The sequence below is a fragment of the Sulfurivermis fontis genome, from assembly GCF_004001245.1.
GTDB classification, from domain to species: domain Bacteria; phylum Pseudomonadota; class Gammaproteobacteria; order Thiohalomonadales; family Thiohalomonadaceae; genus Sulfurivermis; species Sulfurivermis fontis.
This window is the reverse complement of the sequence record NZ_AP018724.1, coordinates 922,994-936,692: the sequence shown is the minus strand read 5'-3', so window position 1 is coordinate 936,692 and position 13,699 is coordinate 922,994. Positions and strand designations below refer to the sequence as shown.

Annotated in this window: 12 protein-coding genes; all 12 read right to left on the bottom strand. The window is 61.2% G+C overall.

Features of this window, described 5'->3' with window-relative positions; translation table 11 throughout:
* Positions 1 to 243: 243 nt before the first annotated feature.
* The 12 genes from EP379_RS04820 to flgB all read right to left on the bottom strand — a co-directional run bounded on the left by EP379_RS04820 (position 244) and on the right by flgB (position 13,517).
* Positions 244 to 2,976 carry a tetratricopeptide repeat protein gene (locus tag EP379_RS04820; RefSeq protein ID WP_127476410.1) on the bottom strand — a complete coding sequence of 911 codons (2,733 nt, stop codon included), beginning with the start codon at positions 2,974 to 2,976 and terminating at the stop codon, positions 244 to 246.
* Positions 2,977 to 2,991: 15 nt separating this feature from the next.
* On the bottom strand, positions 2,992 to 4,257 hold the full coding sequence (gene flgL, locus EP379_RS04815; protein ID WP_127476408.1) for a flagellar hook-associated protein FlgL: 1,266 nt from the start codon (positions 4,255 to 4,257) through the stop codon (positions 2,992 to 2,994).
* A 2-nt stretch (positions 4,258 to 4,259) separates the two neighbouring features.
* Positions 4,260 to 6,236, bottom strand: a complete 1,977-nt coding sequence (gene flgK / locus EP379_RS04810; protein WP_127476406.1) for a flagellar hook-associated protein FlgK — start codon at positions 6,234 to 6,236, stop codon at positions 4,260 to 4,262.
* Positions 6,237 to 6,308: 72 nt separating this feature from the next.
* The gene (gene flgJ, locus EP379_RS04805) at positions 6,309 to 7,247 is read right to left on the bottom strand and encodes a flagellar assembly peptidoglycan hydrolase FlgJ (RefSeq protein ID WP_127476403.1); all 939 of its coding nucleotides are present in this window, start codon (positions 7,245 to 7,247) and stop codon (positions 6,309 to 6,311) included.
* Between the two features lie 9 nt (positions 7,248 to 7,256).
* Positions 7,257 to 8,363, bottom strand: coding sequence for a flagellar basal body P-ring protein FlgI (locus EP379_RS04800; protein WP_420824455.1), 1,107 nt, complete (start codon positions 8,361 to 8,363; stop codon positions 7,257 to 7,259).
* An 8-nt stretch (positions 8,364 to 8,371) separates the two neighbouring features.
* Positions 8,372 to 9,046, bottom strand: coding sequence for a flagellar basal body L-ring protein FlgH (flgH, locus tag EP379_RS04795; protein ID WP_127476399.1), 675 nt, complete (start codon positions 9,044 to 9,046; stop codon positions 8,372 to 8,374).
* A 26-nt stretch (positions 9,047 to 9,072) separates the two neighbouring features.
* Positions 9,073 to 9,858, bottom strand: coding sequence for a flagellar basal-body rod protein FlgG (gene flgG / locus EP379_RS04790; RefSeq protein WP_127476397.1), 786 nt, complete (start codon positions 9,856 to 9,858; stop codon positions 9,073 to 9,075).
* A 62-nt stretch (positions 9,859 to 9,920) separates the two neighbouring features.
* Entirely contained in the window at positions 9,921 to 10,664 is a 744-nt protein-coding gene (gene flgF, locus EP379_RS04785; RefSeq protein WP_127476395.1) for a flagellar basal-body rod protein FlgF, read from the bottom strand.
* Positions 10,665 to 10,716: 52 nt separating this feature from the next.
* The gene (gene flgE, locus EP379_RS04780; protein ID WP_127476393.1) at positions 10,717 to 11,982 is read right to left on the bottom strand and encodes a flagellar hook protein FlgE; all 1,266 of its coding nucleotides are present in this window, start codon (positions 11,980 to 11,982) and stop codon (positions 10,717 to 10,719) included.
* Between the two features lie 21 nt (positions 11,983 to 12,003).
* On the bottom strand, positions 12,004 to 12,678 hold the full coding sequence (locus EP379_RS04775) for a flagellar hook assembly protein FlgD (RefSeq protein WP_127476391.1): 675 nt from the start codon (positions 12,676 to 12,678) through the stop codon (positions 12,004 to 12,006).
* An 18-nt stretch (positions 12,679 to 12,696) separates the two neighbouring features.
* A complete protein-coding gene (gene flgC / locus EP379_RS04770; RefSeq protein ID WP_127476389.1) occupies positions 12,697 to 13,116 on the bottom strand; it encodes a flagellar basal body rod protein FlgC in 420 nt (139 codons plus the stop codon).
* Between the two features lie 2 nt (positions 13,117 to 13,118).
* A complete protein-coding gene (flgB, locus tag EP379_RS04765) occupies positions 13,119 to 13,517 on the bottom strand; it encodes a flagellar basal body rod protein FlgB (RefSeq protein ID WP_127476387.1) in 399 nt (132 codons plus the stop codon).
* Positions 13,518 to 13,699: the final 182 nt, after the last annotated feature.

The following is a 13,699-nucleotide window of genomic DNA, read 5'->3' as shown; positions in this document are numbered from 1 at the left end:
TATGGAAGGTCTGAATAAGTCCATCCTGGACTTCTCAGGTCGCTCCCGCCCGTCCCTGGGCTCCGCGACATAAGTCCATCCGTGGACAAAACCACGCCAATCGAAAAGTGTGATTTTCGCTTGGCTTCGATTTTCAACGACTTATCGTCGTTGAAAATTGGCGGCACATCCCTGTGCCGCGGAAGCTCTGAACTTATTCAGAGCTTCCTTATAATCAATTAGTTGGACGTTACACGCCATCATTCACGCGGCATCGAAATTAAGGCGTGCCATTGCCAGCAACTCCGCCCGCCGCGCCGCGCCGAGTAAGGCGGGGGCAGGGTCATCCAGCAGGTGCTGCGCCCGCTGCACCAGCACGGCAGCGGTCGGCGCCGTACAGTGAACCACACTCGCCTCCAGTCCAAGCATGTCGACCAGACCATCAATCTTGCCGGTATTGCTGGTCATCACGAGAAAGGGGGTTGCCAGAAAGGCAGCGGCAATAGTGTGGTGAAAACGTCCGGAGACCAGCAGGCGGGCACTGGCAATGGCGTGCAGCCACTCTTGCTCGGTATACGCCGTCAGCAAACGGTATTCCGCACGACAGCGGCGCCGAAAGGCAGCCGCAAACTCCACATCGTCCACCGCCATCCAGGCATTGGCGCCGATCAGCACGTCGATACCCAACCCCTGTCTGGTCAGGCTGTCGACCAGTCCGGCTACCGCATCCAGCATAGCAGGCGTCCAGGACACCGAGCCGGCGATGACCACCCGCCCGCCCCCATCCGTGTGCCGCCCCGGCCAGTGGCGCTCGATAAATAGCGGCAAACAGTCGAATCCCTGTACCGCCTGAGCCCCCAGGGCAGTGACAGTGCGCGCACTCAGGCGTTCACGCACCACCACCCGATCCATGCAGCGATACACCTGTGCATACAGTCCTGTCAGCGGATCACCCTGCAGCGGCCTGTCATCGGTGGGGAAACAGGAGTGATTGACAATGTGCACCTCGCGCGCCAGGCGGGTCTTGGCGATATATGCGGTATACAGCAGGCCCAGCACCAGTGCGCTCCTGCCGTGTAGTGACCCCTCACCGTTGACCACTACCCGCTCCGTCTCCTCCAGCATCCGCAGCAACGCCGGGTTGGCGGCGCGGAAACGTGCATAGATCGCCTCATCGTCGAACTGCTCCGGGCGTCCCGGTAGCGCCGCAAGATGCTGCATGGTCCTGATGGGAACGGAAAGCAGCGCGCCCGCCGCCGTGCGTAACCCCTCGTGCAGGGCGAGGGAGGTCCCCGTGCAGCCCCAGTGATACCAGTAGCTGGTGTCATTGAGGAGCAAGACACGCGGACCGTCAGACTGCGCTACCTCATGATAGGGTTGCCGCAAAGCAGCGGTGTGCAAGGCTGTCTCTTCGTGCAACATGCCAGTACCGCGTGCCGCCAGCGCGGCAGCCACCTCAGCGATCACGGCCTGCCATCCCGTCATTCCCGGCACCTTCGGGCGGAACAGCCGCAGGGAACGGTACCACAGGCTGTCCGTCTCGCGTGCAAACCAGCGCCAGTCCGCCGCGAGCGGCAGCAACACCCAGGTCTCGACGCCCAGCGCTCCCGCCAGATGGACAGTGGAATTATCCACCGAAATCACCAAATCCAGCGCCTTCAACGCTGCTGCAAAGCCATCCATATCATGCAGCGGGTCGATCTGCTCGAATACCTGCAGCGGCAATCCGCTGACCGCCACCTCGGCGGCAATATCGCCATATTGCAGGCTGATGAATGTAGCGCCCGGCAGTTTGAACAAAGGCGACAATGCAGTCAGTTCCAGGGAGCGGGCAGCCTTCATGCGTGCGCTCGCCCCTCCGCGCCAGGAAATGCCGATTTTGAGCCCAGGCCCCAGGGCGGCAAAACGGTCACGCCACTGCGCCACCTGTTGGGGTTCGGCGATCAGATATGCGGCGCCATCCCCGAAAGCGGCGGCGTCACGCCGGAAATACATTGGCAGACTGGCACTGGAGATGCGGTAGTCGATGGCTCCGAGAGACGGCCGCCAGACGAAGGAATCCATACGCTCGCGCGCCATCACCTCGCATGCGAGAAAGCTGCGGGCAAACAGTGGCAACAAGCGCGGTTCACATTCGATTACGCAACGCCCCACGCCTGCTACCAGCTGCGGTATGCAGGAGGCAAACATGATTTCATCGCCGATGCCCTGTTCGCCATACACCAATACCGCCTTGCCCGCCAGCGGTTCACCGCCCCACTTCGGAAATGGCACACGCCGCGGCGGTGTGGCATTGAGGGAAAGCATGGCGTTATAGCGCCATTCATATTCATGCCAACCCTCAGCAAACCGCCCCGCAGCCAGCAATTCGACGCCGCGCTGCATATGCAAATCGCCATTGGCAGGATAAAAAGACAAACCCTGCTCGATCTGCGTCAACGCTGCTGCACGCTGGCCAACGGCCACATAGGCGCTGGCCAGATTGCGGTGTGCGATGAGAGAACTGGGGTCGATATCCAGCGCCCTGGTGCAGGCAGCAATGGCGCCGGCAAAGTCCCCGCTGTCGAGCAGTACGACACCGAGATTTTCCCAGGCTTCGCGATAATCCGCACGCAGGCCGATGGCGGCGCGGTAACTGTCTGCTGCTGCGGCAAGCTGCTCTGCATTCTGCAGGACGACGGCACGGTTGAAGTGATAGGAGGGTTCGGTGGGACGTAGCTTGATTGTCTGTTCGAGCAGAGCCAGACCTTGCTCAAGGCGGCCCGAATGTGCCAGAAGTATACCCAGATTGTGCAATGCAGAGGGATGGGCCGGACTGGATTCGAGTATCTTGCGGTACAATACCTCGGCCGCACGCAGATCACCCGCCGTCTGACACTGCACTGCCAGATTCAGCGCTTTTGTAATGGCATCTACTGCGTCCGTTCGTTGCTCCCCCACTCCCCCCCCTTTTTTTGTGTATCGTGACGATAACATTGTCGCTTTACGGCACGCCACCCCAGTGAAAGAAGGTTAACGGAGATAATTGAACAGTGAAAGCCCCTGCACCTTGAGATAGGTCTGCTGTGCAGCCTCCAATCCGGCCATTTGCAGATTCAGGCGGCTGACGGCTTCGGCGTAATCCAGATCTTCGACGGAGGAAATGATCTGCGTGGTTTGCAGCAACTGATCCTCATTGATATAGCGCTGGCCATCGATGGCATTGAGGCGGGCGCCGACGCTGGCGCGCACGGTGAGGATATTGTTCATTCCCTGCTCGATATTCGACAGAAAACTGCCGATGTTGTTGTTGAGCTGTGCCAGAGCACTAGGCGTATTGACGGATGTCTCCAGGGTGCGCACAAAATCACTCAGGGTCTGGAAAATATCTTGATACTCGCTGGAGCGGATGGTGAAGGTATCACCATCAACTGGCGTGCCGGTCACGGTGATCAGGGCACCACGAAAGGCGATAGGCTCGCCATCAACATAAGTCCCCACCGTCGTGCCATCGGCCAGTGTGATAGGCGTCTCTGTAGGATCACCCGTTTCAAACACCTCATAGGTTATCGGATCCGTGGGGGCCGCCTGAATGAAACGCAGGGTATAGCCATTGACGCCATTGGTCAGGGCGGGGATGAAGCTCCCCTGCACACTGCCCCCATCGATAACACCGGTGCCCTGATTAGGATTGAGCGGGTCCTGGTTCACCTCGGTCACAAAGGTGCCATTACCGTTGCGGATCAGCTGAAACACCTCGGAGCCCGGATTGCCGTCGGCCACTTGGCGCCCGTCGCCGATTTGCAGGAAGCGCTGGTTGTCGTCGCCGAAATAGTCGTAACCGCCGGCGGCATTGGGCACGAAGGGTTCGGTGAAACCCTTGCTTCCGGCAAAGAGATATTCACCGTTGCCGTCCTTGGTATTGGCCAATCCCACCAGTTCCTCCAGCCGCTGGCGCACTTCAGAGGCGATGAACCTGCGAGTGTCGTTGGTCTGGGTGGCATTGGCCGCCTGAATCGACAGCTCGCGTACGCGCTGCAGCAGGGTGGTCACGCTGTCGAGCACGCCCTCTTCCGTGGACAGGCGGTTGACTGCCGCGTCGGCATTGGCCTGATACTGCTTCACGGTGTTTTCCGTCTGCCGCAACTGCATCAGTTGACTGGTGGCGACAGGATCGTCCGACGGTGTCAGGATGCGCTTGCCGCTGGCCAGTTGGTTCTGCGTCTTGCTCAGCTTGACCTGCTGATCGAGGATCGAATTGACCCCCATGGTTTGGAAGAAACGGCTGGAAATGCGCATGACTATCTCCTCACCGCATTGAGCAGGGTGTCGAACAGGGACTGGGCGATATTGATGATCTGGGCATTGGCCTGATAGGCCTGCTGGAAGCGCAGCATGTTGGCGGCCTCCTCATCCAGATTCACACCCGAGACCGATTCCAGCGCCATCTCGGCCTGGGTCACCATGGTCTGCTGCGCCCCCAGGTCGATGCTGGCCTGATGGGTTCTGGCGCCGACCTGGGATACCATCTGACCGTAGGCGGTCTGAAAGGTGGTGGTGCCGCCGGCGATGATCGGTGTGCCGTCCAGTGCCGCGAGCTTGAGGGCATTGCCGTTGTCGCCAACGCCGTCGTAGTTCGGGCCGATGGTGAAGCTGTCGCCCGCCAGCGGTACGCCGGACAGGCGGAAGGTGATGCCGGCGTAGGCCGGATCGATGGCGCCAAGGTCGAAGCTCTTGCCCGCGCTCTCGGTGGCCGGATCATAGGCCAGCGTGCCGGCCAGCGCGCCGCCCAGGGTGTAGCCGGGGATGGTGTCGTCGTAAGTCATGGTCACCGCACCGCCGGCAAGCACCGCCGCCAGATCGGTCGTGCTACCCGCCGTGGTGTCCAGCTTGTTCAGCTGGGCGCTGCCCAGGTTGGTGATGGACTCGGTGGCGCGCAGCGGCGCGCCGGCGGCGATGCGTTTGGTGTCGTCGATGAGCAGGGAGATGTCGCGCGCCGCGGAACGGGTCGGGCGCAGTTCGAAGCTATCGCCGGCATTGGCGGCACTGTCCAGCGTGAAGGAAAAGCCCTCGCTCGGCACGTCGATGGTGGCGGGATAGGCGCCGGGGGCATAGGTGCCGATGACCTGGTTGTCGCTGAGACGTGTCAGGGTGTAATTGACGCCATCGGCAGTAGTGATGCGATAGTCGCTGGCAGTCAGCGCGCTGACATCGGTGATGGTGTAGGTAATTTCCGCCGTGCCGGTATTGCGGCTGCTGGCGGCCGCGGTGGCCAGCGCGGTGACACCGCCGAAGCCGAAGAAATCCAGGCCCAGCTCGTTGTTCAGGTCCAGGCCCTGGCGATGCTGGGCATTGATGGATTCCGCCAGGCCGATGGCGATGCGGCCGAGGGCGTTCTGTGCCGGCTCCAGCACCTCCTGGCGGAAGGACAGCAGGCCGCCGATGGTGCCGCCATTGAGAAAATCGGTCACATCCGGGCCCGGGCCGGCGCTGGTGGTCAGGGCCACGCGCAGGGTGAAGGAGTCATAGTCGCTGGGAACGACATCGAGCTGGTTGTAATCCATGCCCAGCACCATCACCTGGCCGTTGCCGATGAACACGTTCATGGCGCCGTTGTCCTGCATCACCGTGGTCACCGGCACACGCTCGGCCAACTGGCGGATGAGCAGGTCGCGCTGATCGAGCAGGTCATTGGGCTGCTGGCCGCCGCTCTGCGCCATGGCGAGCACGATGCTCTGGTTGATGCCGGCGATGGACTTGCTCAGGGTATTGATGTCGTTGACGGTATTGCTGACGGAGGTGTTCACTGCGTCGCGCAGGGAGGCCAGGCGCTGGTCGATGGTCTGGAAACGATGCGCGAGCGACTCGGCCTGGCTGAGCAACACCTCGCGCGCCGGAATGGAGGACGGATTGTCTGCCACGCCCTGCAGCGCGTTGAAGAACTGCTGCAAGGAGGGCGCCAGACCGGCGTTGGCATCGGCCAGCAGGTTGTCCACCTGGGAAGACATCTTGTGGAAGGCGTCCAGCCTGGTCAGGTTGGAGGTGTAGGTACGCAACTGATCCGACAGGAACTGATCGTACAGCCGCTCGACACTGGAAACCTTCACGCCGGTGCCGATGAAACCGGCTCCAGTGGGTTCCGGGATGCGGGTCGACAGGTTGGTACGCTGGCGACTGTAACCCTCGGTATTTACGTTGGAAATATTGTGACTGGTGGTAGCCAACGAACGCTGGAAGGCCAGCAGGCCGGATACCGCCGTACTCATGATATCAGCCATGGCACACCTCCCGGCCCGCGGTCAGACTGTCATATGGATGCGCGTCGATGTATGCCATGGTCCATGCTCCGGTCATGATAGCGTCCCCTCGCCCGGACTCTTTAGGGCAGCCGCCGCATCGGCCACCACGCCACGGTCCAGGATATTGCCGATCTTGCGGGCGTAGGCCGGGTCGGTGGCATAGCCGGCATCCTGCAAGGCGCGCACGAACTGCTTCGGATCGTCGGTACGGCGTAGCGCCTCGGCGTAGCGCGGGTTGGATTGCAGGAAGTTCACATAGTCGTCAAAACTGGCCTCGAAGGAGTCGTAGGCACGGAAACGGGCCACCTCCTTGGCGGCGACACCGTCGCGGTACTCCAACGTGGACTTGGCCACGCTCTCGCCATCCCAGCGCCGGTCCGCCTTGATGTTGAACAGGTTGTGGCTGCTGCTGCCATCGGGATGACGAATGATGGCCTTGCCCCAGCCGGTCTCCAGCGCTGCCTGGGCCAGCAGTGCCTCGGGCGAGGCGCCGATCTTGGCGGCGGCCTTCTCGGCCAGGGGCCACAGCCGGCGGATGAAGGCCTCCGGCGATGCGGAGACCTCGTCCATGCTCACCGGCGCGGCCTTGCCCACAGACGGTGCCACCTGCGGACTTTGTGTTTCGATGCGTGTGAAGGTGCTGCCCTGGCGCTGCGGCATGGCCATTGCGCCCGCCGCGGCCGTGTCCGGTGCCCTCATCTGCAACTGCCTTACCAGCACATCCGCCAGACCGATGCCCTTCTCGGCCATGTCCAGCGACAACTGCTTGTCATACATGTCGCGGTAGAGCTCGGCCTGCTCGCCGTCGAACAGCGGATCGCCCTCGCTGGCCTCGCGCATGCTCTTCAGCATCATCTGTAGGAACAGGGCCTCGAACTGCTTGGCGACCGCCTTGAGTACCTCCGGCGACTGCTCGCGCGCCTCCGCCTTCAGGGCGGTCAGCCCCTGAAAGTCGGTGTAGACGGCGGCGGAATTCAGCGCGGCGGCCATGATGCGCACCTAGATCACCAGCAGCTCTGCGCGCAGCGCGCCGGCCTGCTTGAGCGCCTCCAGAATTGCGACCAGATCGCCCGGCGCGGCACCCACCTGATTCACGGCACGGACGATTTCATCCAGGGTGACGCCGGGATTGAACAGGAACATGCGATCCGATTCTTCCTTGATCGCAATGTCCGATGCGGGAACTACTGCTGTCTGCCCCCCGGCCATGGGCGCCGGCTGACTGACGGTCGCCCCTTCGGTAATGGTCACGGTCAGGCTGCCGTGGGCCACGGCGGCGGAACTGACACGCACGTTCTGACCGATGACCACGGTACCGGTACGCGAGTTGACCACCACCTTCGCGGCCGCCTCGCCCGGCTGCAGCTCGATATTCTCCAGCAGGGACACGAAAGACACCCGCTGGGCGGCATCGCGCGGCGCATTGACGCGCACCGAAGTGGCGTCGGCCGGCTCGGCGGTACCGGGGCCGATGACATCGTTAATCGCCTGGGCCAGACGGGTGGCCGTGGTGAAATCGGCCGTGTGCAGATTGAGGTACAGGCTGGTGCCCACCGCAAACGGATTGTTCACCGCACGCTCGACGGAGGCGCCGTTGGGAACGCGCCCCACGCTGGGGACATTGACGGTGATCTTGGAACCGTCCTTGGCCGAGGCGCCGAACCCACCGACGACAAGATTGCCCTGGGCGATGGCATAGACCTGTCCGTCGGCGCCCTTGAGCGGCGTCATCAGCAGCGTGCCGCCGCGCAGGCTCTTGGCATTGCCGATAGAGGAGACGGTGATGTCGATGGTCTGGCCCGGCTTGGCAAAGGGCGGCAACTCGGCACTGACCATCACGGCCGCCACATTCTTCAGCTGCGGATTGACGTTGGCCGGAACCGTGATGCCCAGCTGCGCGAGCATGCTCTTCAAGCTCTGCACAGTGAAAGGGGTCTGACTGGTTTGGTCACCGGTCCCGTCGAGGCCGACCACCAGGCCATAACCGATCAGCTGGTTGCTGCGCACACCGGCCACGGCGGCGAGATCCTTGATGCGCTCGGCCTGTGCCGCCACGGGGAGGAGCAGGGTCAGGGCAAGAATGGCAAGGTGTCTGAGTTTCATGATGGTCTTCCTCAGAACGGCCACAGCGGGCTGTCAAAGAAGCGTGCCAACCAACCCTTGCGGTTGGAGTCGGCCAGAGTGCCGCGGCCGCCATAGGTAATCTCGGCATTGGCTATCTTGGTGGACAGCACGGTGTTGTCCGGGCTGACATCCACCGGGCGCACGATACCGGCGATACGGATGAATTCATCGCCCTGATTGATAGTGAGTACCTTCTCGCCGCGCACGATCATGTTGCCGTTGGGCAACACCTCGGCGATGGTTACGGAAATATTGCCGGTCAAGGTGTTGCTCTGGCTGCTGGCACCGTCACCGCTGAAGTCACGACTGCCGCTGACCGACGCAGTCAACGGATTGCGGCCATTGACGCTCACCGGACCACCGAACACATCGGTCACCCCCAGGCTGATGTCCTGATCCTTGGAGGTACTGGTGGCCGCCTTCTTGCTGGCATTGGTTTTTTCCACCAGTTGCACGGTAAGTATGTCGCCAACGCGGTGTGCACGCACGTCCTCGAACAGTGCCAGGCCGTTCACCGGCTGGTAAATGGCGCCGTTGTTGTCCTGCGCCGACACCGGAGCCACCGGCATGGTGGGCGCATAGGCTGGGTCGCGTGCTGGCGGATCGATGGTGGCACAGCCGGACAGCGCGGTGACGCTGGCGATGATGGCAAGCAGAGTTTTCATGATGTACTCCCGTAGGCTCCGCGCGCTTAGGTGTTGTTGTTCAGGTACTGCAGCATCTGGTCCGCCGTGGAGATCGCCTTGGAGTTGATCTCGTAGGCGCGCTGCGTTTCGATCATGTTCACCATTTCCTCCACCACATTGACGTTGGAGGTTTCCAGCGAGCCCTGGATCACCGTGCCGAGACCGTTCAGGCCAGGGGTACCCAACTGGGGAGCACCGCTGGAAGCGGTTTCCACGAACAGGTTTTCGCCGATAGGCTGCAGACCGGAAGGATTGATGAAATCGGCCAGCTGGATGCTGCCCACCTGAGTGGGCGCGGCCTGGCCGGCAATCTGCACGCTCACCACGCCATCACTGCCGATGGAGATCGACTGGGCATCCGTGGGAATGGTGATACCGGGCTGGATCAGATAGCCGCCGGAATTCACCAACTGTCCCTGGGCATCCATCTGGAAGGTACCGTCACGGGTGTAGGCCAGCGTGCCGTCCGGACGCAAGACCTGGAACATACCGCGCCCCTGGATGGCCACGTCCAGCGAATTGTTGGTCTGCACGATATTGCCCTGCGTGTGCAACTTCTCAGTGGCGACGGTACGCACACCGGTACCGCGCATCAGGCCGGACGGCAGAGTCGTATCCTGGCTGGACTGGGCGCCGGGCTGGCGCACGGTCTGGTACAACAGATCCTCGAAAACAGCGCGGTCGCGCTTGAAGCCCGTGGTACTGACGTTGGCCAGATTGTTGGAGACCACACCCAAGCGGGTCTGCTGCGCCTCCAGGCCGGTTTTTGCGATCCACAGTGCCGGATTCATGATGCTTACCTCTCAAGTCGTGTGCGCCTGAACTTTGACGCCTACCACACTTACAGCAAGAGCTATGCCAGCTGCATCAGACGATCCGAGCTGGCGTCGTTTTCCTTGGCCGTGTTCATCATCTTGACCTGGGTTTCATACTGGCGGGACAACTCGATGAGACGCACCATGGAGTCCACCACGCTGACATTGCTGGTTTCCAGTACACCGGACACCAACTGCACCGAAGCGTCGGGCGGCAGCACCCCGCCTCCCTTCAGGCGCATCAGTCCATCCTCGCCCTTGGTGAGCTGACCATCCTCTGGCAACACCAGCTTGATGCGCTCCACCTGCGCCAGCACATTGGCCTGCTGTCCCAGCGGGCGGATAGTGATAGTGCCGTCGGTGGCGATATCGATCTTCTCGTAGGGCGGTATGGCGATGGGGCCGCCATTGTCGCCCAGGATGGGATGGCCGGCCCCGTTCACCAGCAAACCGGCACTGGAAATATGCAAATCACCCGCCCGCGTATAGGCCTCGCTGCCGTCCGGCGCTTGCACCGCAATCCAACCGTCGCCGCGCACCGCCATGTCCAGTTCGCGGCCGGTATGGTTGTGCGCACCGCTGGACAGATCGGTCCCCGGACGCTCGGTCATGGCGTAGACCCGGGACGGCATGCCCGGCCCGAACACCGGCATGCTGCGGAACTGGGCCAGATCGGCCTTGAATCCCGTGGTCGAGACGTTTGCCAGATTATTGGTGGTGATCGCCTGCGCCTGCATGATCTGGCTCGCGCCGTTCATCGACAGATAGAGCATACGGTCCATGGTCTATACCTCACTCCATGGGGCGGGCCATGCCCGCCCTATGTCGTTTTACTTATCGAATATTGATGATGGTCTGCGTCACCTGATCCTCGGTGGTAATCATCTTGGCGTTAGCCTGGAAGTCGCGCTGCGCGATGATCATGTTCACCAACTGCTTGGAGATATCCACGTTGGATGCTTCCAATGCCCCGGACTGAATCTGGCCGAAGGTGCCCGTTCCTGCCTGACCCGGCAGCACATCACCGGACTCGAACGTCGCCGCCCAATTGGTATCCCCCACCTGCTGCAGCCCGTTCGGGTTGCTGAAACGCGCCATGGCGATAGCGCCTACCGTGGACGACTGACCATTGGTGTAACGCGCGAACAATACGCCGTTGGAATCCACCGAAATGCCGCTCAGGCGGCCGGTGGTATAACCATCCTGGCTCAGGGCGTTGACCGCCGAATTGGCCCCGAACTGGGTACTACCGGCGAAGTTGATATCAAATGTGGTAAAAGGCGCGGCACCGGTGGAGGGTGTCCAAGGACCGGATGTCGCCAGAAAGTCCTGATCACCGGTGGTCAACAGGGTGCCGTTACTGCTGAATTGCACAGTGACGGTATCCATCACATTGATCGTGCCGTCGATATCGGTGATCGCCAAGGTTGCCTCCCACTCGTTTGCCGGCATGGTGTCATCCTTACGGAAGTACAATGTGGCCTCATGGGTCACACCGAGTGAGTCATAGATGGTGGTGGTGGTGGAAAAGTTGTAGGTATTCGGATCCGGGACCGGCGCGGCAACCAGGGCCGGATAGGCAGTGGAATCGATGGGCGTTACACCTGCGTCCAGATTGACGTTGATATCGATGCGCGTCGTCGGCGAGGCAGGGTTGGCACCAAGGTTGAGCTGCAGGTCCGTGGGTGTGAAATTGCTGACGATACCGGTATTGGGGTCGACAGCGTATTGCTGCACGCGCTGACCATGCGCATTCACCACATAGCCATCACGGTCCACCGAGAAGTTGCCGGCGCGGCTATACAGAAAGGTGCCATTGTCGTTGAGGACGAAGAACCCCTCGCCGCTGATGGCCAGGTCCAGGTTGTTGTCGGTGAAGTCGATATTGCCCTGGGTAAACTGCTGGGTCACGCTGGCCAGACGCACACCGCTGCCGGTAGCTGTCTTGCTGACGCCGCCGAAGCTCACCGCGTACACGTCGGCAAAGTCGGCGCGCGACTTCTTGAAGCCGGTGGTACTGGCGTTGGCGATATTGTGCCCAGTCACGTTCAGGTTGCCGGATGCCGCGTTCAAACCACTCAGTGCTGTCTGGAATGCCATGATATGTTCTCCTGTCGCCGCTTACTTGATCTGATAAACCTTGGAAAGATCCACCGTCCCCACCCCTGCGAGGTTGAGCAGAACGCCACCGCGTGAAGAGATGCTCACGCTTTCGACATCGTTGTAAATCAATGTGCCCATTGCCGTCATTTTGCCCTCGATCAACGCCTCGGCACGCACCTCATACACACCTTCCGGCACGGCACTACCGTCGTCGGCGATGCCGTCCCAGTGAAAGGAGACCATCCCCTCCGACTGCATACCCATCGGCATGCGCCGAACCAACGCGCCACTCTGGTCATAGATACCCACGGTGAGCTGCGGCGTGGTGGCTTCGAGACTGATCATCCCACTGATGTTGCCGCCGGAGTTGAGCTGGGCACTATCCGACATAATCAGCACGCTACGCCCTACCAGCCCCGAAGCCTGCAAGGCTTGATAGGACTGCAAAGATTCCGCCAGTCCGGTAAACGATGCGTTCAGATCCTGTATGCCGGATGTCGAGCTGAACTGCGCCAACTGCGCGATGAAGTCACCATTATCCATGGGGTCCATGGGATTCTGGTTCTGCATTTGCGCGATCATCAGCTTCATGAAGTCGTCGGCACCCAGTTCATTACCGACCTTATCCTTCGTCTCCTGGCGCCACAGGCCGAGGCTATCGAGCAGTTCAACATTGTTGTTTACGCTGGACATTTTCCCTATTCCTCAGGCTTACTGCCCCATGGTCAACGTGCGCATCATCAACTGCTTGGCCGTGTTGACCACTTCCACATTGGTCTGGTACGAGCGCGAGGCGGAGATCATGTTGGCCATCTCCTCCACCACGTTCACATTGGGCATGTACACATAGCCGTTTTCATCGGCCAGCGGATGATCCGGCCGATACTGCCGCTGCAACGGTGCCTGGCTCTCGACGATTCCGCGCACCTGTACACCGACGGCATCCGGCTCTCCGCCCTGCCCCGCCTCACTCAGCATGGCCGCGAAGACCGGCTGCCGCGCGCGATAGGTCTCATCGATGCTGCTGCTGACGCTGTTGGCATTGGCCAGGTTGCTCGCGGTGACATTGAGGCGCAGGCTTTGTGCACTCATGGCCGAGCCGGCGATATCGAATACCTTGAACATGGACATGATCAGTCTCCTCGGATGGCCGTGCGCAGCGTCTTGATGCTGCCGTCAATGAAGCGCAGCGTGGCCTGATACTGCAGGGCGTTTTCCATGAAGGCGGCCTTCTCCACCTGTGAGTCGACGGTGTTGCCGTCCACCGCCGGCTGGGTCGGCTCGCGGTACAGCAATTCCGGCGCAGCGACACCGCCGCTGGCGCTGAGATGGCGGCTGTGTGTGATCTGCATGGCCGCCCCCCCTGCCGTCCCCTGGTATTCGCTCAATACCGCCTTGAAATCGATGTCGCGCGCCAGGTAGTTGGGGGTGTCGGCATTGGCCAGATTGGAGGCAATCACCTCCGAGCGCGCCGCACGCAGACGCAGTGCGGCTTCATGAACACCTAAAAAGCTGTCGATATGGGCTGGCATGGGCAAACCTCCGCGATTCCACTCCTGCCCATCCCAAGCAACACCCGTGCCATGATAATTACACAAATATATTCAACAAGATATGATTATCACTGCCATACTGGAGCGGCAAAGCGGCAAAAAATTGCCGTCCCATACAGAAAGCTGTATCGAAAACTTAGGAAGATGGGAGTGATGCGTCA

Bases quoted from the DNA above. Each gene is read 5' to 3' on its own strand.
- flgB (WP_127476387.1), bottom strand. From the start codon at position 13,517: ATGCCAGCCCATATCGACAGCTTTTTAGGTGTTCATGAAGCCGCACTG.
- flgL (WP_127476408.1), bottom strand. From the start codon at position 4,257: ATGCGCATTTCCAGCCGTTTCTTCCAAACCATGGGGGTCAATTCGATC.
- flgK (WP_127476406.1), bottom strand. From the start codon at position 6,236: ATGGCTGATATCATGAGTACGGCGGTATCCGGCCTGCTGGCCTTCCAG.
- flgH (WP_127476399.1), bottom strand. From the start codon at position 9,046: ATGAAAACTCTGCTTGCCATCATCGCCAGCGTCACCGCGCTGTCCGGC.
- flgC (WP_127476389.1), bottom strand. From the start codon at position 13,116: ATGTCCATGTTCAAGGTATTCGATATCGCCGGCTCGGCCATGAGTGCA.
- flgF (WP_127476395.1), bottom strand. From the start codon at position 10,664: ATGGACCGTATGCTCTATCTGTCGATGAACGGCGCGAGCCAGATCATG.
- flgJ (WP_127476403.1), bottom strand. From the start codon at position 7,247: ATGGCCGCCGCGCTGAATTCCGCCGCCGTCTACACCGACTTTCAGGGG.
- flgG (WP_127476397.1), bottom strand. From the start codon at position 9,858: ATGAATCCGGCACTGTGGATCGCAAAAACCGGCCTGGAGGCGCAGCAG.
- EP379_RS04775 (WP_127476391.1), bottom strand. From the start codon at position 12,678: ATGTCCAGCGTAAACAACAATGTTGAACTGCTCGATAGCCTCGGCCTG.
- flgE (WP_127476393.1), bottom strand. From the start codon at position 11,982: ATGGCATTCCAGACAGCACTGAGTGGTTTGAACGCGGCATCCGGCAAC.